The sequence below is a fragment of the Streptomyces sp. NPDC020681 genome (assembly GCF_044334895.1).
GTDB lineage: Bacteria > Actinomycetota > Actinomycetes > Streptomycetales > Streptomycetaceae > Streptomyces.
In genome coordinates, this window is the sequence record NZ_JBIRTX010000037.1 from 17,099 (window position 1) to 36,208 (window position 19,110).

The 19,110-nt window shown below is 69.6% G+C and carries 20 protein-coding genes; 4 read left to right on the forward strand and 16 right to left on the reverse strand.

Translation table 11 applies throughout. From position 1 onward, the window contains the following. Positions 1-42 precede the first annotated feature (42 nt). Both ACH4YL_RS38930 and ACH4YL_RS38935 read right to left on the reverse strand, forming a co-directional pair. Complete coding sequence (locus ACH4YL_RS38930) at positions 43-447, reverse strand: VOC family protein (RefSeq protein WP_398512263.1); 405 nt, start codon at positions 445-447, stop codon at positions 43-45. A 54-nt stretch (positions 448-501) separates the two neighbouring features. Further along, a complete protein-coding gene (locus ACH4YL_RS38935) occupies positions 502-666 on the reverse strand; it encodes a hypothetical protein (protein WP_398512264.1) in 165 nt (54 codons plus the stop codon). Positions 667-769: 103 nt separating this feature from the next. Here ACH4YL_RS38935 and ACH4YL_RS38940 point away from each other — a divergent pair, with 103 nt between their 5' ends. After that, positions 770-1,450, forward strand: coding sequence for a TetR/AcrR family transcriptional regulator (locus ACH4YL_RS38940; protein ID WP_398512265.1), 681 nt, complete (start codon positions 770-772; stop codon positions 1,448-1,450). Positions 1,451-1,510: 60 nt separating this feature from the next. On the opposite strand, the gene hemB is transcribed toward ACH4YL_RS38940, so the two are convergent. The 6 genes from hemB to ACH4YL_RS38970 form a co-directional block, all read right to left on the reverse strand. Then, a complete protein-coding gene (gene hemB, locus ACH4YL_RS38945; RefSeq protein ID WP_398512266.1) occupies positions 1,511-2,512 on the reverse strand; it encodes a porphobilinogen synthase in 1,002 nt (333 codons plus the stop codon). A 179-nt stretch (positions 2,513-2,691) separates the two neighbouring features. Continuing rightward, complete coding sequence (locus tag ACH4YL_RS38950; protein WP_398512267.1) at positions 2,692-4,350, reverse strand: uroporphyrinogen-III synthase; 1,659 nt, start codon at positions 4,348-4,350, stop codon at positions 2,692-2,694. Further along, complete coding sequence (hemC, locus tag ACH4YL_RS38955; RefSeq protein WP_398512268.1) at positions 4,347-5,306, reverse strand: hydroxymethylbilane synthase; 960 nt, start codon at positions 5,304-5,306, stop codon at positions 4,347-4,349. Before hemC ends, ACH4YL_RS38950 begins: the two co-directional genes overlap by 4 nt. After that, on the reverse strand, positions 5,303-6,970 hold the full coding sequence (locus ACH4YL_RS38960; RefSeq protein ID WP_398512269.1) for a glutamyl-tRNA reductase: 1,668 nt from the start codon (positions 6,968-6,970) through the stop codon (positions 5,303-5,305). Before ACH4YL_RS38960 ends, hemC begins: the two co-directional genes overlap by 4 nt. Next, the gene (locus ACH4YL_RS38965; RefSeq protein WP_142214354.1) at positions 6,967-7,695 is read right to left on the reverse strand and encodes a redox-sensing transcriptional repressor Rex; all 729 of its coding nucleotides are present in this window, start codon (positions 7,693-7,695) and stop codon (positions 6,967-6,969) included. Before ACH4YL_RS38965 ends, ACH4YL_RS38960 begins: the two co-directional genes overlap by 4 nt. 304 nt (positions 7,696-7,999) lie before the next feature. After that, positions 8,000-8,275, reverse strand: a complete 276-nt coding sequence (locus ACH4YL_RS38970) for a glutaredoxin family protein (RefSeq protein WP_398512270.1) — start codon at positions 8,273-8,275, stop codon at positions 8,000-8,002. Between the two features lie 145 nt (positions 8,276-8,420). Here ACH4YL_RS38970 and ACH4YL_RS38975 point away from each other — a divergent pair, with 145 nt between their 5' ends. From ACH4YL_RS38975 to ACH4YL_RS38985, 3 genes are all read left to right on the forward strand, one after another. Continuing rightward, a complete protein-coding gene (locus ACH4YL_RS38975; protein WP_398512271.1) occupies positions 8,421-9,368 on the forward strand; it encodes an HAD family hydrolase in 948 nt (315 codons plus the stop codon). 328 nt (positions 9,369-9,696) lie between these two features. Then, on the forward strand, positions 9,697-10,491 hold the full coding sequence (locus ACH4YL_RS38980; RefSeq protein WP_398512272.1) for an ECF subfamily RNA polymerase sigma factor, BldN family: 795 nt from the start codon (positions 9,697-9,699) through the stop codon (positions 10,489-10,491). A gap of 219 nt (positions 10,492-10,710) precedes the next feature. Continuing rightward, positions 10,711-11,889, forward strand: a complete 1,179-nt coding sequence (locus ACH4YL_RS38985) for a DUF5667 domain-containing protein (RefSeq protein WP_398512273.1) — start codon at positions 10,711-10,713, stop codon at positions 11,887-11,889. 77 nt (positions 11,890-11,966) lie between these two features. Here the strand turns inward: ACH4YL_RS38985 and ACH4YL_RS38990 are convergent, their stop codons facing one another. From ACH4YL_RS38990 to ACH4YL_RS39025, 8 genes are all read right to left on the reverse strand, one after another. Further along, positions 11,967-13,052 carry a lysophospholipid acyltransferase family protein gene (locus ACH4YL_RS38990; RefSeq protein WP_398512274.1) on the reverse strand — a complete coding sequence of 362 codons (1,086 nt, stop codon included), beginning with the start codon at positions 13,050-13,052 and terminating at the stop codon, positions 11,967-11,969. 18 nt (positions 13,053-13,070) lie between these two features. Then, positions 13,071-14,165: an NAD-dependent epimerase/dehydratase family protein gene (locus ACH4YL_RS38995; RefSeq protein WP_398512275.1), complete on the reverse strand. Its 1,095-nt coding sequence runs from the start codon at positions 14,163-14,165 to the stop codon at positions 13,071-13,073. Between the two features lie 170 nt (positions 14,166-14,335). After that, positions 14,336-14,434: a 30S ribosomal protein bS22 gene (locus ACH4YL_RS39000; RefSeq protein ID WP_003948845.1), complete on the reverse strand. Its 99-nt coding sequence runs from the start codon at positions 14,432-14,434 to the stop codon at positions 14,336-14,338. 122 nt (positions 14,435-14,556) lie between these two features. Further along, the gene (locus ACH4YL_RS39005; protein ID WP_014046653.1) at positions 14,557-14,769 is read right to left on the reverse strand and encodes a helix-turn-helix domain-containing protein; all 213 of its coding nucleotides are present in this window, start codon (positions 14,767-14,769) and stop codon (positions 14,557-14,559) included. Positions 14,770-14,897: 128 nt separating this feature from the next. Then, positions 14,898-15,713 (reverse strand): phosphatase, encoded by an 816-nt coding sequence (locus ACH4YL_RS39010; RefSeq protein WP_398512276.1) that lies wholly within the window; start codon positions 15,711-15,713, stop codon positions 14,898-14,900. Positions 15,714-15,901: 188 nt separating this feature from the next. After that, positions 15,902-17,077, reverse strand: coding sequence for an acetoin utilization protein AcuC (locus tag ACH4YL_RS39015; protein WP_398512277.1), 1,176 nt, complete (start codon positions 17,075-17,077; stop codon positions 15,902-15,904). Beyond that, positions 17,028-18,287, reverse strand: a complete 1,260-nt coding sequence (locus ACH4YL_RS39020; RefSeq protein WP_398512278.1) for an MFS transporter — start codon at positions 18,285-18,287, stop codon at positions 17,028-17,030. The genes ACH4YL_RS39015 and ACH4YL_RS39020 overlap by 50 nt, the downstream gene beginning before the upstream one ends. A gap of 71 nt (positions 18,288-18,358) precedes the next feature. Then, the gene (locus ACH4YL_RS39025; protein WP_398512279.1) at positions 18,359-19,003 is read right to left on the reverse strand and encodes an HAD family hydrolase; all 645 of its coding nucleotides are present in this window, start codon (positions 19,001-19,003) and stop codon (positions 18,359-18,361) included. Between the last annotated feature and the right edge of the window lie 107 nt (positions 19,004-19,110).

The window sequence follows — 19,110 nt, forward strand, 5'->3', positions numbered from 1 at the left end:
CACGCCCGCGCCACGTACACCGATCGGCGCTGTGCGCGGCCCTCACATCTGCTCTCCCGGAGCGTCGGCGGGCGTGACCCATTCGACGAACTGGACGATCAGCCCGTTGGGGTCGGTGATCTGGAAGAGGCGTTCGCCCCACGGCTCCTCGCGCAGCGGCATGGTGATCTCGACGCCCTCGCCACGCAGCCGCTTCTCCTCGGCCTCCAGCCCCGTGAGGGTGAAGGCGAGGATCAGACCTCCTGCGTGCACGTCGCGCTGATCGGCGGGCAGGACCTCAATGCCGCGCTGCAGCAGGACGATGTCCACCGCGGCGTCGGGCCGGGTGAGGGAGGCGAAGCCGTCGGCGGCGGCCTGCTCCTGGTAGCCGAGGTGAGTCGTGAAGAAGGCCTGGGAAGCGGCCACATCGTCGACGGTGAGCGAGACGGTGGAAGTGGTGATCTGCATAGCAGGCTCCTTCACGCAAAGGGGAGTTGACGGGGGCGGAGATCTCGGCGGCGGTCAGTACGAGCTGCGCCGCGGGAGGTTGCGTGCGCGGACGTTGCTGTTCCGGAAGCGGGCGGGCGGGATCTGCGCGGACTGCCGTCGCCCTGAGCCCCGGCGAGCGGCGCGACTGCCGGTCTCGGCCTGGTCGGCGAGGGCCTTGGCGATGTCGACATGCTGCATTCGAAGCGTCCCTTCGAGAGAGCGAAACTTACAACGGACGTAAACTTAGCTCCAGCGCACCCGGGGTGTCAACATAAATTTGCCACCGATGTAAGATTCCCTCATGGGTAACGAGACGAGCAGTCCAGTCGGCACGAACGACCCCAAGTCCGCCGAGCCGGCGACCGGGCTGCGGGAGGCCAAGAAGCGCGAGACCCGGCAACTGATCTCCGACCAGGCGACCAGGCTCTTCATGGCTCAGGGCTTCGAGGAGACGACCATCGCGGAGATCGCCGACGCCGCGCGCGTGGCCAAGAAGACGGTGACCAACTACTTCCCGCGCAAGGAAGACATGGCGCTGGACCACCAGGAGGCGTTCGTCGGCAGCCTGGCGAACATCGTGGCGGCCCGGCCCGCCGGAGAGTCCGCGCTCACGGCGCTGCGCCGCGCGTTCGAGGCGGCCGTCGCGGCGCAGGACCCGGTCGCGGGATTCGCCGGCCCGGACTTCTCCCGCATGATCGACGACAGCCCCACTCTGTCGGTGTGTCTGCGCAGCCTGCACGACCGGCGCGAGGAGGCTCTCACCGACGCTCTGGCCGAGGCCACGGGTTCGTCCAGCGCGGACATCACTCCGCGTACGGCCGCGGCCCTGCTCGGCGCGATGCACCGGGTGCTGTTCCGGCGTATACAGGAGCTCACCCTCGCGGGCCGTACCAACGACGACATCGCCCAGGCCGTCGGTGACGAGGCTGCCCGAGCCTTCGACATGCTCGAACCGGCGCTCGGGGACTACGCCGTCGCGTGACAAGTACGCCGGACGGCCCGGTGCGCGAGTGCGCACCGGGCCGTCCGGAATGCTTCTTCGTCAGCGACCTGCGCCGAGCCCCTGTGCCACCTCGGTCGCCCAGTAGGTGAGGATCATGCTCGCGCCCGCGCGCTTGATGCCCAGCAGCGACTCGGCGATCGCCTTGTCCCGGTCGATCCAGCCCTTCTCGGCCGCGGCCTCGACCATCGCGTACTCGCCGCTGATCTGGTACGCGGCGACCGGCACGTCCACGGATTCGGCGAACTTCGCCAGCACGTCGAGATACGGCCCCGCGGGCTTGACCATCACCATGTCCGCGCCCTCTTCGAGGTCGAGCGCCAACTCGCGCAGCGACTCACGGGTGTTGGCCGAGTCCTGCTGGTAGGTCTTGCGGTCGCCCTCGAGGGAGGAACCGACGGCCTCGCGGAAGGGGCCGTAGAAGGCGGAGGAGTACTTGGCCGTGTAGGCCAGGATCGACACGTCCTCCTTGCCGATGGTGTCGAGCGCGTCGCGGATGACGCCGACCTGACCGTCCATCATGCCGCTGGGCCCGACGACATGGGCACCGGCGTCGGCCTGGACCTGCGCCATCTCGGCGTACCGCTCGAGCGTCGCGTCGTTGTCCACGCGGCCGTGCTCGTCCAGTACGCCGCAGTGCCCGTGGTCGGTGTACTCGTCGAGGCACACGTCCGACATGATCACGAGCTCGTCCCCGACCTCGGCCCGGACGTCCCGCAGCGCGACCTGCAAAATCCCGTCCGGGTCCAGACCCGCGGACCCGACGGCATCCTTCTTCGCGTCCTCCGGCACACCGAAGAGCATGATCCCGGAGACTCCGGCCTCAACTGCCTCCACGGCGGCCTTCCGGAGGGTGTCGCGGGTGTGCTGCACGACGCCGGGCATCGCGGAGATCGGCACCGGCTCGCTGATCCCCTCGCGCACAAAGGCGGGCAGGATCAGATCGGCGGGATGCAGCCGGGTCTCGGCAACCATGCGCCGCATGGCGGGGGTGGTCCGCAGCCGCCGGGGCCGCGTACCGGGAAAGGATCCATACGCAGTCATGCGTGCCACGCTACGCCGGTCCGCCGGCCCCAATTACCGACAGCCCGTCGGCCCACGCTCCCGATCCGGAGCCAAGCCGGCTACCCCCGGAAGGGGCCTGGGGGCACAGCCCCCAGTTTCGGGAAGGGGCGGGGAGGGGAAACCAAACCGCCCCAAGCCCCCGCCCCCGCACCGCACCGCTACGTCGTACGCCTCCGCCGACCCCCCGGCCGACGCTCGCTCGGCCGCGTCACATGCTCGCCGGCCTCCACCGCCGCCGCCCGCCTCTGCTCCCCGAATTCCGCGAGCGCCTCAGCGAGCTTGTGCACCGACGGCTCCGGCGACAGCACGTCCACCCGCAGCCCGTGCTCCTCCGCGGTCTTCGCCGTCGCGGGACCGATACAGGCGATCACCGTCACGTTGTGCGGCTTGCCCGCGATCCCGACCAGGTTCCGCACCGTCGACGACGACGTGAACAGGACAGCGTCAAAGCCACCGCCCTTGATCGCCTCACGCGTGTCCGCCGGCGGCGGCGACGCCCGCACCGTCCGGTACGCGGTGACGTCGTCGACCTCCCACCCGAGCTCGATCAGACCCGCGACCAGCGTCTCGGTCGCGATGTCGGCCCGCGGCAGGAAGACGCGGTCGATCGGGTCGAAGACCGGGTCGTACGGCGGCCAGTCTTCAAGGAGACCCGCGGCCGACTGCTCACCGCTCGGCACCAGGTCCGGCTTCACACCGAACTCGACGAGCGCACGGGCGGTCTGCTCGCCGACCGCCGCGACCTTGATGCCCGCGAAGGCCCGCGCGTCGAGCCCGTACTCCTCGAACTTCTCCCGCACCGCCTTCACCGCGTTGACGCTGGTGAAGGCGATCCACTCGTAGCGGCCGGTCACCAGACCCTTGACCGCGCGTTCCATCTGCTGCGGCGTCCGCGGCGGTTCGACGGCGATCGTCGGCACCTCGTGCGGCACGGCGCCATAGCTGCGCAGTTGGTCGGAGAGCGACGCCGCCTGCTCCTTGGTCCGCGGCACGAGCACCTTCCAGCCGAACAGCGGCTTGGACTCGAACCACGCGAGCTGGTCGCGCTGAGCGGCGGAACTGCGCTCCCCGACCACGGCTATGACCGGCCGATGACCCTCCGGCGACGGCAGTACCTTGCCCTGCTTGAAGGTCTGGGCGATCGTGCCGAGCGTCGCGGTCCAGGTCCGCTGCCGGGTGGTGGTGCCGGCGACGGTGACGGTCAGCGGGGTGTCCGGCTTGCGGCCGGCGGCCACGAGCTCGCCCGCGGCCGCGGCGACGGAGTCCAGCGTCGTCGAGACGACGACCGTGCAGTCGCTCGCGCCGACCTCGGTCCAGCACCGCTCGCTCGCGGTACGGGCGTCGACGAAGCGGACGTCCGTGCCCTGCGAGTCGCGCAGCGGGACACCGGCGTACGCGGGCACGCCGATCGCGGTGGCGACACCGGGCACGACCTCGAACGGAATGCCCGCCGCTGCGCAGGCGAGCATCTCCTGACCTGCGTCGGTGTCCAGGCCGGGATCGCCGGTCACCGCACGGACGACCCGCTTGCCGCCGCGCGCGGCCTCCATGACAAGATTGGCCGCGTCCCTGAGGACGGGGATCCCGGCGGCTGTTGACGCATCGTCAACAACCGTCAGTTCAGGCGTGCTTACGCTCGCCCGCGCGTGGCTGCGTACGACGTCGAGCACCTCTGGCTCGGCGATCAGTACGTCAGCTCCCGCGAGTGCCTCGACGGCGCGCAGTGTCAGCAGTCCGGGGTCGCCGGGACCGGCGCCGAGGAAAGTGACGTGCCCGTGTGCCGAGAACGTCGACGTGGCATTGGCGGTGGGGCTCAAAGTGCTCGCTCCCCCATAAGACCGGCCGCACCCTTGGCGAGCATCTCGGACGCGAGTTCGCGACCGAGCGCGATGGCGTCGCCGTGCGACGTGGGTACGGGACCGGTGGTGGACAGCTGCACCAGCGTCGAGCCGTCGGTGGTGCCGACGACGCCGCGCAGGCGCATTTCGGTGACAACCTGCCCGTCGGCCAGCAGGTCGGCCAACGCACCAACAGGTGCGGAGCAGCCGGCCTCCAGGGCGGCGAGCAGGGAACGCTCGGCGGTCACGGCGGCCCGGGTGTACGGGTCGTCGAGCTCGGCGAGAACGGCGGCGAGGTCTGCGTTGTCCGCGGCACACTCGATCGCCAGTGCCCCCTGGCCGGGGGCCGGCAGGACGAAGTCGACCGACAGGAAGTCGGTGACCTCGATGATCCTGCCTATACGGCTCAGCCCGGCGGCGGCGAGAACTACCGCGTCCAGCTGGCCGCTGCGTACGTATCCGATCCGCGTATCAACATTCCCGCGGATCGGAACGGTCTCTATGTTCAGCCCGTGCGCACGTGCGTACGCGTTCAGCTGGGCCATCCTGCGCGGCGATCCGGTGCCGACGCGGGAGCCGTGCGGCAGCCGGTCGAGGGTCAGCCCGTCGCGCGCCACCAGTGCGTCCCGCGGGTCCTCGCGCCGCGGCACGGCCGCGAGCGTGAGTTCGTCGGGCTGTCCGGTGGGCAGGTCCTTCAGCGAATGAACGGCGAAGTCCACGTTTCCGAGGAGGATGGCCTCGCGCAGCGCGGTGACGAAGACTCCCGTACCGCCGATCTGCGCGAGATGCTCACGGGATGTGTCGCCGTACGTGGTGATCTCGACGAGCTCGACGGCCCGGCCTGTCAACTGGCGCACCGCCTGAGCCACTTGCCCGGACTGGGCCATGGCGAGCTTGCTGCGCCTGGTCCCCAGCCTCAGTGGTCTGTCGGTCATACTCGCCCTCGATTCGGGTCGTTCACTTCGGCCCGGCTGACGGAGGCGACCGTCTCCGGGTCGAGATCGAAAAGCGTCCGCAGCGCATCGGCGTACCCGGCGCCGCCGGGCTCGCTGGCCAGCTGCTTGACCCGCACGGTCGGCGCGTGCAGCAGCTTGTCGACGACCCTGCGCACGGTCTGGTTGATCTCGGCGCGCTGCTTCTCGTCGAGCCCGGTCAGCCGCCCTTCGAGCCGGGCGATCTCTCCGGCGACCACATCGGCGGCCATGGTGCGCAGCGCGACGACGGTCGGCGTGATGTGCGCGGCCCGCTGAGCGGCCCCGAACGCGGCGACCTCGTCGGACACTATGCGCCGCACCTGATCGACATCGGCGGCCATGGGCGCGTCGGCGGAGGCCTCGGCGAGCGACTCGATGTCCACGAGCCGCACGCCGGCAAGCCGGTGCACGCCGCCGTCGATGTCCCGCGGCATGGCGAGATCGAGGAGCCCGAGCCGTACGTTTCCGCTTCGCGCGACGCGCGCGGCCGCCGGCTTGCGGATGGTCCGGGACGCGTTGTCGACCCATGCGCCGTGCTGCGCGAGGTTGTCGACGTGCTGCTCGTCGAGCCCGACGGGACAGGCGCCTTCGGCGGCCGCGCCGGCGGCCTCACCCGTACCGGTGCCACTCACACCGGTGTCGGCGAAACCGGCGGCGGGCGCGTCGGCCGAAGTGGTCGACGCGGACCGGTCCAGCACGCGGCCGTCCCTCGCGGCGGCCGCGGCAAGGCGTGCCACCACGCTGCCGTCCGGCGCCCGGAGGTCGGCGGGGGCCTCGGGGCCACCCGGGACGTGTTCAGCGAGGGCCGCCGCCACGGACTCGGCCGTCAGGACGAGACCGGTCGCTCCCGTGCACGACACCACCGCATCGGCACGTGTCAGTTCGTCGGCGACCGCGCCCATGCGCACGGCCCGCGCCAGCACTCCGCCCGGCTCCGACAGCGCCGCAGCCAGCCGTTCCGCGCGTTCCAGCGTCCGGTTCGCGATCACCAGTTCCCGTACGCCGAGCCGTGCCAGCGTCGTCGCCGCGAGCGAGGACATCGAACCGGCGCCGATCACCAGGACCCGCTTGTCCGCCGCCCAGTCCTCGATGTCCGTGCCGTCCGCGAGCTGCTCCAGGCCGAAGGTCACGAGCGACTGCCCGGCCCGGTCGATCCCGGTCTCGCTGTGGGCGCGCTTGCCGACCCGCAGGGCCTGCTGGAACAGGTCGTTGATCAGCCGGCCCGCGGTGTGCAGTTCCTGCCCGAGAGCGAGCGCGTCCTTGATCTGACCGAGGATCTGGCCCTCTCCGACGACCATCGAGTCGAGACCGCAGGCCACCGAGAAGAGGTGGTGGACGGCCCGGTCCTCGTAGTGCACGTACAGATAGGGAGTGAGCTCCTCGAGGCCGACCCCGCTGTGCTGGGCCAGCAGCGTGGACAGCTCGGCCACACCCGCGTGGAACTTGTCCACGTCCGCGTACAGCTCGATGCGGTTGCACGTGGCCAGCACCGCCGCCTCCGTCGCGGGCTCCGCGGCGAGCGTGTCCTGGAGCAGCTTGATCTGCGTGTCCGAGGACAGCGAGGCCCGCTCCAGCACGCTCACCGGCGCGCTGCGATGGCTCAGACCGACGACCAGAAGGCTCATGCCGGCATCACCGCGGGCATGTCCCCGTCGGGCCCTTTCCGGCCTGCCGCTGCCTCGGCCTCCTCGCCGGCCTTCCGCTGCTCGTGGAAGGCGAGGATCTGCAGCTCGATCGAGAGGTCGACCTTGCGCACGTCGACGCCGTCCGGCACGGACAGGACGGTGGGGGCGAAGTTCAGAATGGACGTGACGCCGGCCGCGATCAGCCGCTCGCACACCTGCTGGGCCGCGCCCGCGGGCGTCGAGATCACACCGATCGAGACCCCGTTGTCGCTGATGATCTTCTCGAGCTCGTCCGTGTGCTGCACGGGAATCCCGGCGACCGGCTTCCCGGCCATCGTCGGGTCCGCGTCGATCAGCGCGGCGACCCGGAAGCCGCGGGACGCGAATCCGCCGTAGTTGGCGAGCGCGGCGCCGAGGTTACCGATGCCGACGATGACGACCGGCCAGTCCTGCGTGAGGCCGAGCTCGCGCGAGATCTGGTAGACGAGGTACTCCACGTCGTAGCCAACGCCGCGGGTTCCGTAGGAACCGAGGTACGAGAAGTCCTTGCGCAGCTTCGCGGAGTTGACCCCGGCCGCGGCCGCGAGTTCCTCGGAGGAGACCGTGGGTACGGACCGCTCGGACAGCGCGGTGAGTGCGCGCAGGTACAGCGGAAGCCGGGCGACGGTGGCCTCGGGGATTCCTCGGCTACGGGTCGCCGGTCGGTGATTTCGGCCAGTTGCCACGGTGCTCCTGCGGGATGAGCGAGGCTGCAGGCGGCCGTGTGTTCCAAGACCGCCCCGTCGAATGCAGGCTATGTCTTTGTGAACGCGTGCACAAAGATGGTGTCCGTTTTGTCCGAGCAAAGTGACCGGGGTCACGCATTTGGAACGCGTGATCCTGGAACTACGGACATGGTCGGCCCGTTGAAGACCCGATGAGGGCAAAACGGTACACACTCCTCATGCATCTCCCCCGAGACCGTCTACTCTGCCCTGTCCGCATCGCGTCCGGGTAGAGCCGTGCGACCACCCCGTGAGTCACCCCAGGTCACGCCGACAACTCGCGACGCAGCCGCCCCGGGTCCACCCGCCAGAACGTGTGCTGCTCGCCGTCGACGAGAACCACCGGAATCTGCTCCCAGTAGGCACGGTGCAGAGCCTCGTCCTGCGTGATGTCCTTCTCCTCCCAGGACGCGCCCGTCTCGGCGCACACCTCCTCCACCACGGCCCGCGCGTCGTCGCACAGGTGGCACCCCGGTTTCCCGATCAGCGTCACCACCCGCTCGCCGGCCTTCTTCTTCGTACGCCGCAACAGTGGACTCATACCGCCATTCTCCGCCCACGCCGCGCCGCGCTTCCCGTCCCCGCCGTACACCGGATCGCGCGTTTAACAGAGCGGTCGCGGAGAGTTCACGCCATGGCATCCCGGCGTGTCGGGAAGTTCCGAACGGACTGGCTATGCTCACGACATGGCCGCACTGGGATGGCTCACCCCCCGTAGGCGCTCCGCCACCGCGCGGAGCGTGCTCGCAGGCGAGGCAGCAGCCGAGGCAGCGCGCAAGACGTCACAGCAGTACGAGTCGGTCGGCGCGCCGGATCTGCATGCCCAGGACGGGACCACGGAGGCGGACTTCCCGGTGCCCGGCGACGACCGTGCCGCCGCGTTCTTCGACCTCGACAACACCGTGATGCAGGGCGCCGCGATCTTCCACTTCGGCCGCGGCCTGTACAAGCGGAAGTTCTTCCAGCGCCGCGAACTGGCGAGGTTCGCCTGGCAGCAGACCTGGTTCCGGCTGGCCGGCGTCGAGGACCCGGAACATATGCAGGACGTACGCGAGTCCGCGCTGTCCATCGTCAAGGGCCACCGCGTCTCCGAGCTGATGAGCATCGGCGAGGAGATCTACGACGAGTACATGGCCGACCGCATCTGGCCCGGCACCCGCGCGCTCGCCCAGGCCCACCTGGACGCGGGCCAGAAGGTCTGGCTGGTGACCGCGGCCCCTGTGGAGACCGCGACGATCATCGCCCGCCGCCTGGGGCTGACCGGCGCGCTCGGCACCGTCGCCGAGTCCGTGGAGGGCGTCTACACCGGCAAGCTCGTCGGCGAGCCGCTGCACGGCCCGGCCAAGGCCGAGGCCGTCCGCGCACTGGCCGTCGCCGAGGGCCTGGACCTGTCCCGCTGCGCGGCGTACAGCGATTCGCACAACGACATCCCGATGCTGTCGCTGGTCGGACATCCGTACGCGATCAACCCGGACACCAAGCTGCGCAAGCACGCGCGCGCCCGGGAATGGCGGCTGCGCGACTACCGCACCGGCCGCAAGGCGGCCAAGGTCGGCATCCCTGCCGCGGCCGGAGTCGGCGCCATCGCGGGCGGCACCGCCGCAGCGGTCGCCCTGCACCGCCGCCGGCGCTGACACGCCCGGGCCTCACCCACTGGTTACACGCGCCGTCTCCGGCTCCTCCGACCTCCAGGGACGCTCCCGACCGCGCGTAACGCATCGCAACGCACCCCCTGATGAGTCATATCGCGAAGCAATTCGATCAACTACCGTTCACCATGTGCGACTTGATTCGTCATCCAGACGTAACAGAAGCGACGGAAACGATGATTTGAGCAACTGGGTGTAGCACTGCCTGTACGAAGCGTTATTCTCCTCAGACGCACAAGGGAACCCACCAGTCGCCACGACGGGTGAACAGTCCCGCACTGCACGTGATGGAAGCTCTGCCTCTGGGAGTCCCGTGTACCCACACGTCGGGGTTGACGCCTCGGGCCTGGCTACGCTCCGCGCAACGGTCCTCGACCACTTGCGCGGTTTCGTCCCCACCGCGTACGCCGGCCCCGCATTCGCCATGCCCCGCCTTGCCGTCAGCGGCCCCGCCGCCCCCTGCTACGCCCTGGCCGACGGTCGCGCGGCAGTCGGGAGACGGGGCGGCCGGGGCGGCTCCGGCGCCTCGACCACCGCCCGCCGGCCCAGTGCCGACAGCGACAGCGCCCGCATGATGGAGCTGGTCGAGCGCGCCCAGGCGGGCGAGGCCGAAGCATTCGGCCGTCTCTACGACCAGTACAGCGACACCGTCTATCGCTACATCTACTACCGCGTGGGCGGAAAGGCGACGGCGGAGGACCTCACCAGCGAGACCTTCCTGCGCGCCCTGCGCCGTATCTCCACCTTCACCTGGCAGGGCCGCGACTTCGGCGCCTGGCTGGTCACGATCGCCCGCAATCTGGTGGCCGACCACTTCAAGTCCAGCCGCTTCCGGCTGGAAGTGACCACCGGCGAGATGCTCGACGCCAACGAGGTCGAGCGCAGCCCCGAGGACTCCGTCCTGGAGTCCCTTTCGAACGCCTCACTGCTCGAAGCCGTCCGGAAACTCAACCCTCAGCAGCAGGAATGCGTGACGCTGCGCTTCCTGCAGGGCCTGTCGGTCGCCGAGACCGCCCGGGTGATGGGAAAGAACGAGGGCGCGATCAAAACCCTCCAGTACCGTGCCGTACGAACCCTGGCCCGGCTCCTGCCGGACGACGCCCGCTGACCGACCCCAACTCACAATCGGTGACGCCACGATGACGCACTGGTCCGATCATCTTTCGCGCGTAACCCAAGTGCCGCGACGCTCGTTGTGCGGGATGCAGGCTCCCTGTGGTCACGCCATGCCCACAGCCACTCACTCAATCGTGTGGATGTGCTCAAGGCGTGCAACCTTCCGGACCCCCAGGGGAGTCGATCGTCATGACGAGAGGAGGTGCCGCCAGTGATCGCGAACGTTTCGGCCCACCGGCGGGCGAACGCCTTCGCCCGGGCCTTGGAAGACCAGGCGGCCGCGCAGCCAGAGGAATCGGTCGAACCGGCCGAGCACGGACGGCTGTTGGCTCTGGCGGACGGTCTCGGCGGACTGCCGAGACCGGACCTGGACCCAGAGGTCAAAGTGGTGCAGCGAGCGCAGCTCGTGGCTGCCATGGAGGCCATGCTGCAGGAAGGCACGGCCTCCGGCGGAGCGTCCTCGGGCCCTGCGGTGCCCGAGCAGCGGACCGGCCGCCATCGAGCCTCTCCGCTAAGGAAGTTGCGACCGCGCTCCCGCTGGTCGAAGGGACTTGCGGCCGGCGGTCTGACCGTCGGCGTCGCCGCGGGCGCCTTCAGCGGCGTGGCCGCCGCCAGCTCCGACGCTCTCCCCGGCGACTCGCTGTACGGGCTGAAGCGCGGCATGGAGGATCTCCGGCTCGGCATGGCGGACGACGACTCCGCCCGGGGCGAGCTCTACCTCAACCAGGCCTCCACCCGCCTCAGTGAGGCCCGCCGCCTCATGGAGCGAGGCAGGGCAGGCGACTTGGACCACGAGTCGCTCGGCGAGGTGCGCCGCGCGCTCACCGGCATGCGGCACGACGCCACCGAGGGCCACCGCCTGCTCCACCAGGCGTACGAGCGGGACGGCTCACTCGGCCCGATCCAGACGCTGAACTCCTTCTCCCGTTCCCACCGCGACACCTGGAACGGGCTGCGGGACCGGCTCCCGGCACAGCTGACCGACGTCGGCGACGAGGTGAACGACGTCTTCGACGCCATAGACCAAGAGGTCGGCCCGCTCGAGTCCCTGCTCCCCCGCACGCCGGAACAGGGCCGCGGCTCCCAGCACCCCGGCTCCTCGGGCCAGAACTCCGGCCACCCGTCGAGCCCCGGCGGCCGTACGACCCCGTCGGCACCGGGCACGGGCGACGCGCAGCCGGGAGACGCGGGCGCACCCCGCCCGTCCGGCTCGGGCACGGCGGACGAAGGCCTGCTCGGCGGCAACACGGGAGGCCTGCTCCCGCCCCCGGCGAACGGCGCGTCACCGTCCCCCTCGGGCTCCACCCAGACGCAGCCGGACGTGACGATCCCACCGCTGCTGCCGGGGATCCTGCCGGGCCTGGGCTTCGACGCGGAGGACGACCGGTAGAACATCCGTCACCAGCGAGGGGCCGGATACGCATCATGCGTATCCGGCCCCTCGCCGTTCACATCACTCAGAAGAAGTCAGAAGAAGACAGACCTGCGCTGCACCAGCAACTTGTACAGCGTGTGCTGAATCTGCTCCCGCACCTGATCCGTCAGATTGAACATCAGCATCGGATCCTCCGCCGCCTCCGGCGGATACCCGTCCGTCGGAATCGGCTCCCCGAACTGAATCGTCCACTTCGTCGGCAGCGGCACCGCCCCCAACGGCCCCAGCCACGGAAACGTCGGCGTGATCGGGAAGTACGGGAATCCCAGCAGCCGCGCCAGCGTCTTCGCGTTGCCGATCATCGGGTAGATCTCCTCCGCCCCGACGATCGAGCAGGGCACAATCGGCGCACCCGCCCGCAGCGCCGTCGACACGAACCCGCCGCGCCCGAACCGCTGTAGCTTGTACCGGTCGCTGAACGGCTTTCCGATGCCCTTGAAGCCCTCCGGCATCACGCCGACAACCTCGCCGCGCTGCAGCAGCCGTTCCGCGTCCTCCGAACACGCCAGCGTGTGCCCGGCCTTGCGGGCCAGTTCGTTGACCACCGGCAGCATGAAGACCAGATCCGCCGCGAGCAGCCGCAGATGACGGCCCGCCGGATGGTTGTCATGGACGGCGACCTGCATCATCAGGCCGTCCAGCGGCAGCGTGCCCGAGTGGTTGGCCACCACCAGAGCACCACCGTCGGACGGGATGTTCTCGATGCCCTTCACTTCGACCCGGAAGTACTTCTCGTACAGCGGCCGGACCATCGACATCAGGACCTGGTCGGTGAGCTCCTTGTCGTAACCGAACTCGTCGACCTCGTAGTCACCGGTGAGCCGCCGGCGCAGAAACGCCAGACCTCCCGCGATCCGCTGGTCCCAGCTGCCGCCGCCAACCACAGGCCCGTCGGCCGCCGGCCCGGTGGCTCCCGGCTCGTGGCCCTGGCCGGGCATCTCGGCCGCCTTCATCACCGGCGGCTGCCCCGGCAGCGGGCTGACCGGCGCCTCCCGCACCAGCGCGGACTCGCCCTTGCGGCGGGCGACGGCCCCGGCAGGGCGCCGCCGCGCCGAGCGCTGCGCGCCGCTGCCGCGCGAGCGGTCGTCGTCGAACGGAATGACCTTGGCGTCCGCCATCGTTGGCTGCGCTCCTTATTAGGCGTCGCTCTGAGTCGTCTGAGCCGGGGTGGTCAGGACAGAGTCCCCACCGGCCGAGGCCGCCCCGGCCGGCAGTGTCGCCGCCACCCGGTCCACGGCCTTCGCGAGGACCTCCGGAGGCAGCAGCCCCGGCCCCCGGCTGCGCGCGAAGTCCGCGAACGTCCCCGCGGTCGTGTACTTCGGGTTGAAGCCCAGAGTCTCGCGCATCTGCGTGGTGCTCACCACCCTGCCGTGCGTCAGCAGCCGGATCTGCTCGGGCGAGAAGTCCGTGACGCCGACCGTACGCAGCGCGGAGCCGACCCAGGTGACCGCGGGCAGCAGCACTGGCAGCGTGGGCCGCCCGAGCCGTCGCGAGCACTGTGAGAGCAGCAGGACGCCGTCGCCCGCGACATTGAACGTGCCGCTGTTGAGCGTGCCGCGACGCGGCTCGTGCAGCGCGATCCGCAGCACATCGATCACATCGTCCTCGTGCACGAACTGCAGCCGCGGGTCGTAGCCGAAGACGGTCGGCATGACCGGCAGCGAGAAGTACTCGGCAAGCGGGGAGTCCGCGCACGGTCCGAGGATGTTCGCGAAGCGCAGCACGCACACGGCGACATCGGGCCTGCGCCGGGCGAAGCCCCGTACATATCCCTCGACCTCGACGGCGTCCTTCGCGAACCCGCCGCTCGGCAGGGACTTGGGCGGCGTGGTCTCGGTGAAGACCGCAGGATCACGCGGCGCGGAGCCGTACACGCTCGTACTGGACTTGATCACCAGCCGCTTGACGGTCGGCGACTTCTGGCAGGCGCCGAGCAGCTGCATGGTGCCGATGACATTGGTCTCCTTGACCGTCGTACGGCCGCCGGAGCCCAGTGGCGTACCGGTGACATCCATGTGCACGACGGTGTCGACGCCATGCTCGGCCAGCACCCGCGCTATCGCGGGCTGGCGGATGTCCGCGCGGACGAAGTCGGCCCCGCCCAGATGATGCTCGGGCCCCACAGCGTCGACGCCGATCACCCGGTCCACCTCGGGATCCCGCTGGATGCGCCGTACGAGACGGCCACCGAGCTGCCGGGCCACTCCGGTGACGAGCACGACCTTCCCCAAGATCAGCGCCTTCCTTAGTCGTCCTAGGCGTCACCGTAGCGGTTCGGTGTTGCGCTGTGATGACCACGCGTCGCTCTTTTGCCAACACAGTCGAATACCTGGCTGGACAACGCACCGCGGCCCTCCCACCGTGCCGGTGGAAGGGCCGCGCTGACACGTACAGCTGCCGTTTACTTCTTGTTACGACGCTGAACGCGGGTGCGCTTGAGCAGCTTGCGGTGCTTCTTCTTAGCCATCCGCTTGCGCCGCTTCTTGATAACAGAGCCCACGACTACCCTCGCTCACTTCTCTTCACTCGGTGCGGGGCGTCTGGGCCCACACGACCTACGTCGGCCTAGCCTACCCGCCAGAGCTCCGAGCCTGTAATCCGAGGGCAGCCGCTCGTCTCCGGCTACGCGGATTCGACCCCCACAAAGGATTCGCGGAGGTATTCGTGAACCGCTTGCTCGGGAACCCGGAAGGACCTCCCCACCCGGATCGCCGGCAGATGACCACTGTGCACCAACCGGTACACGGTCATCTTCGACACCCTCATCACCGAGGCGACTTCCGCCACGGTAAGGAACTTGACCTCGTTGAGAGGCCTCTCGCTGCCAGCAGCCATGACCCACCTGTACCTTCCGCACATGACGCACACCGGCTTCCCCTCCGGTGACTCTTCGTCGCTGCGCGCTCACTCCCCAGACTAGGGGCGGGTGATACGAGTGGGGAAGAGGAGCAGCCATCGGCCGCCTACTGTGACAGACACGCTCGATTGAGTACATAGCGCGTCAGCGGTCGGTAGTAATCGGACCGCACAGCGTCATCAAGCGGAACGGCGACGGATACACAGCCCTCGGCCTCGCCCACGAACAGGGCCGGATCGTCGGTGTCGGCAAGCCCGATGGCCTCAATCCCCAGCTGACCTGCCCCGCAGACCCAGCCGTGGTCACCGACCACAAGGTCGGGCAGCGGCCCGCCGGCCTCCACAAGGCCCTCCAGTGCGGCCCGAACCGGCAGGGGTGAATGGGTGTGTGCGCCGGTCTCACTGGCGGGACCCCGTGCGCCGGCTTCCCGCACCAGCGCGACTCCTCGTACGTAGTGAAGGTTGTACGTGCGTACGCCGAACCGGGTCGTTATGTCGACACATCGCCCCTGCGCGGGTGTGAGTACGGGACACCCCGCCGCCGACAAAGCGTCTGCCAGCCCGGCGTAGAACCCGAGCAGGCGATGCGGATGCCCGGTCCCGAACAGCACGGTTCCGCGCCGCGCGGCCACCTCACCGAGCCGCTCGGCGAACGCGACGAGCCCGCTCAAGGTCCGCTCCGGATCAATGACATCGGGCCCGGCAACGTGATCAGGATCGTCCGAAACTCCGCACTTGTCGGCCATGAGCGCGATCAAGTCGTGCTCGCGCCAGTCGTATTCGGGATCGAGCCCGAGGGTGACCCGCGGATCCCGGGCGGCGAAGAGCCGATAACTGCGCAGACTCTCCTCCCGCGAAGTGGCCACATTCCCAGCCAACCGCGCGGCGAGTAGATGCGCCCGCAATGCTCCGGTACTCAGCACCCGGCCGATGCTGCCGCATCCGGGTCCTCCCCGTGCCAAAAGGCCGCTCGGACCGCACAGTTGGCGTAACGCCACCATCCGCTCGCTCCGCGGAGGCGGGCCGACGTGTCGCTGGGCCGCCACACCGTCCTTCCGGGCGCCCTCCGCGACCGCTACTGCTCGCGGCGCGAAACTGCCGCCCAGCCCGCCTACGCCAACAGTCCCCGCAGCGGAAACACTGCCCGCCTCGTCGCCAGCACGGCCTGGTCCAGCCGGTCCGCCGGGTCGTACCCGGCATCCCACTCCCGCCACTGCGGCGTACGCCCGTCCGTCATCCGCCCCGGCGCCAACTGCCGCGTCAGCGCGTACACCTCATCCCGCCACGACGACGGAATCACCGACTCCGGGTCCACCGGCGCATGCCCGGCGATCCCCACCAGGTGCGTCCACGACCGCGGCACCACATCGACCACCGCGTATCCCCCGCCGCCCAGGGCCACCCACCGCCCGTCCTCCACACACGAGTGCGCCAGGTCGTGACAGGCGTCCTGCACCATCCGCTGCGCGTCCAGCGACACCGCCAGATGCGCCAGCGGATCCTCGAAGTGCGTATCCGCGCCGTGCTGCGTCACAAGCACCTGCGGCCGGAAGTCCGCCAGCAGCTCCGGCACCACCGAGTGGAACGCCCGCAGCCACCCCTCGTCCCCCGTCCCCGCCGGCAGCGCCACATTCACGGCCGAGCCCTCACCCGGGCCGGCTCCACCCGTCTCCTCCGGCCACCCCGTCCCGGGAAACAGCATCCGCGGATGCTCGTGCAGCGAGATCGTCAGCACCCGTGGATCGTCCCAGAACGTCGTCTGGACGCCGTCCCCGTGATGGACGTCCACGTCCACGTACGCGACCCGCTCCGCGCCCAGCTCCAGCAGCCTCGCGATCGCCAGCGACGCGTCGTTGTAGATGCAGAACCCGGACGCCGCACCCGGCATCGCATGATGCAGCCCGCCGGCGAAGTTCACCGCGTGCGTGGCCTCTCCCCGCCACACCGCCTCCGCAGCACCCACCGACTGCCCGGCGATCAGCGCCGACGCCTCATGCATCCCCGCGAAGGCAGGGTCGTCCATCGTCCCCAGCCCGTACGACTGATCCGCCGCGCTCGGATCCGCGGACGCCGCCCGTACCGCCGCCACATAGTCCTCGCGGTGCACGAGCCGCAGCGTCGAGGCGCCGGCCGGCTTCGCGGCCACCACGTCAACGGCGCGATCCAGCCCGTACGCCCGCACCAACCCCATGGTCAGCGCAAGCCGCACCGGATCCATCGGATGGCTGTCCCCGAAGTCATACTTCGTTACCGCCTCGTCCCACATCAACAACCCGCGGCCGCTCATGCACGCCACCGTATCCGGCCGGATCCGTGCCGAACGACCGGGCATACCGCAATGTCACCAGCACCAACACCATCGGGACGATCATCGCCCACCGATAGCTCCACGTATCGCCGAGCGCTCCGACCAATGGCGAACCGACAAGAAAACCCACGTAGTTGAAGACATTCAGCCGCGCGATGGCCGCGTCGCTCGCCCCCGGCCCACCGCTCTCGACGGCCCGGCGCCCCGCCGCCGCAAACGTCTGCGGCACGATCACACACAGCCCGAACCCGAGCAGCGTGAACCCGGCGATCCCCACCCAGGCCCCCGGCGCCACCGCCACCACCGCGAACCCGGCCGCCGCCAGCACCGTCCCGCACCGCACCACCGCCACGGCCCCGAACCGCCGCACGCCCAGATCCCCGACCGCCCGCCCGAGCAGCGTCGTCACCATGTAGGCGTTGTACGGGACGGTCGCGACCTCCTCCGAGCTGCCCAGCACGTCCTGGAGATACTTCGCGCTCCAATTGGAGACGGTGGAGTCGCCGATGTACGCGAAGGTCATCACCAGGCAGAACGGCAACAGCACCCGAAAAGCGACCGACCCGCCAACTCCCGCATCCGCCTTGGCCTCCGCCTTGGTCTCCGGTGCGCGTCCCTGGTCCGCGTACCACCGGCTTCCCACCAGCGCCGCCGGCACCAGCACGAGGACCACCGGCAGATACGACACGACCAGCGACAGCTCCCAGTGCGCCCCCGCCCACGCGAGCGACGCACCCACGATCCCGCCGAGGCTGTACGAGGCGTGGAACCCGAGCATGATGCTGCGCCCGTACGCCCGCTGGAGACTGACCCCGAGCATGTTCATGGACGCGTCCAGCGCACCCACGGACAGCCCGAACACACCGAGCGCCAGGCCCACCTGCCACAGCTCGTCGCCGGCCGCGACGCCGAGCAGGGCCAGCATCACCACCGGCTGAGCCCACCTGAGTACGACACTGGGCGGAACCCGCCTCACCACGCGCTCGGTGAGCACACTCCCCACGCCGGCGAGGATCGGCACCGCCGCCAGAAAGGCGGGCAGCAGCCCGTCGGATATCCCGTACCGGTCCTGAATGGCGGGGATGCGCGTCACGAGCAGCGCGAAGGCCACTCCCTGCGCGAAGAAGCTCAACGCCAGGGAGGCCCGCCCGTGCCGCAACCGCGCATCCGTCAACCGCGCATCCGTCATGGCCGCACAGCGTAGGCCGCGCACCTACCCCTGGGTAGATCGATCACGCAGGCAATCAAGCAATCGAGCAATCACGCGAGCAGTGCGGGCAATTCCGACATCGCACCGAAGTACCCTTTGGCGCCTGGGAGCTTCTCGGCCGCCGTCATCGCGGTGAACGCGTACACATCCATCCCCGCGGCCAGACCGGCCGTGACCCCAAGGCGACTGTCCTCCACCACAACGCACCGTTCGGGAGCTATCCCCATGCGCTCAGCGGCATACAGAAACAGATCCGGCGCCGGCTTGCCCCGCCCCACATCCTGCGCGCTGAAGACGTTGCCGTCGCGGAACCACTGATCCAGCCCGGTCTTCCGATGCCCGACCCTGATCCGCTCATGACTCCCGGACGAGGCGACGCAGTACGGAACACCGTCCGCAACCAGCTTCTCCAGCACGTCGGTCACGCCGTCCACTGCCTCCAACTCCCGCTCGAAGGCGGCGAAGACGCGAGCATGCAGGGTCTCGTCGAAGTCCTCGGGCAACCGCTGCCCGGTCCGCTCACGCACAAGATCGTGAATCCGGTGCACGGCGGCTCCCATGTAGTCACGGAGGGAGTCTTCGTACGAGGTGGGGTGCCCGAGTTCGGTCAGATACCCGGCGAGGATGGTGTTGGAGACCGGCTCGCTGTCGACGAGCACTCCGTCGTTGTCGAAGATGACAAGGTCATAGCGCATACCCTGACCCTAAACGCAGGAAAGCCCCGCACCATAAGGTGCGGGGCTTTCCCACAATGATTGTTCGGCGGTGTCCTACTCTCCCACAGGGTCCCCCCTGCAGTACC

Bases quoted from the DNA above. Each gene is read 5' to 3' on its own strand.
- ACH4YL_RS38930 (WP_398512263.1), bottom strand. From the start codon at position 447: ATGCAGATCACCACTTCCACCGTCTCGCTCACCGTCGACGATGTGGCC.
- ACH4YL_RS38935 (WP_398512264.1), bottom strand. From the start codon at position 666: ATGCAGCATGTCGACATCGCCAAGGCCCTCGCCGACCAGGCCGAGACC.
- ACH4YL_RS38940 (WP_398512265.1), top strand. From the start codon at position 770: ATGGGTAACGAGACGAGCAGTCCAGTCGGCACGAACGACCCCAAGTCC.
- hemB (WP_398512266.1), bottom strand. From the start codon at position 2,512: ATGACTGCGTATGGATCCTTTCCCGGTACGCGGCCCCGGCGGCTGCGG.
- hemC (WP_398512268.1), bottom strand. From the start codon at position 5,306: ATGACCGACAGACCACTGAGGCTGGGGACCAGGCGCAGCAAGCTCGCC.
- ACH4YL_RS38960 (WP_398512269.1), bottom strand. From the start codon at position 6,970: ATGAGCCTTCTGGTCGTCGGTCTGAGCCATCGCAGCGCGCCGGTGAGC.
- ACH4YL_RS38970 (WP_398512270.1), bottom strand. From the start codon at position 8,275: ATGAGTCCACTGTTGCGGCGTACGAAGAAGAAGGCCGGCGAGCGGGTG.
- ACH4YL_RS38975 (WP_398512271.1), top strand. From the start codon at position 8,421: ATGGCCGCACTGGGATGGCTCACCCCCCGTAGGCGCTCCGCCACCGCG.
- ACH4YL_RS38990 (WP_398512274.1), bottom strand. From the start codon at position 13,052: ATGGCGGACGCCAAGGTCATTCCGTTCGACGACGACCGCTCGCGCGGC.
- ACH4YL_RS39005 (WP_014046653.1), bottom strand. From the start codon at position 14,769: ATGGCTGCTGGCAGCGAGAGGCCTCTCAACGAGGTCAAGTTCCTTACC.
- ACH4YL_RS39015 (WP_398512277.1), bottom strand. From the start codon at position 17,077: ATGAGCGGCCGCGGGTTGTTGATGTGGGACGAGGCGGTAACGAAGTAT.
- ACH4YL_RS39020 (WP_398512278.1), bottom strand. From the start codon at position 18,287: ATGACGGATGCGCGGTTGACGGATGCGCGGTTGCGGCACGGGCGGGCC.
- ACH4YL_RS39025 (WP_398512279.1), bottom strand. From the start codon at position 19,003: ATGCGCTATGACCTTGTCATCTTCGACAACGACGGAGTGCTCGTCGAC.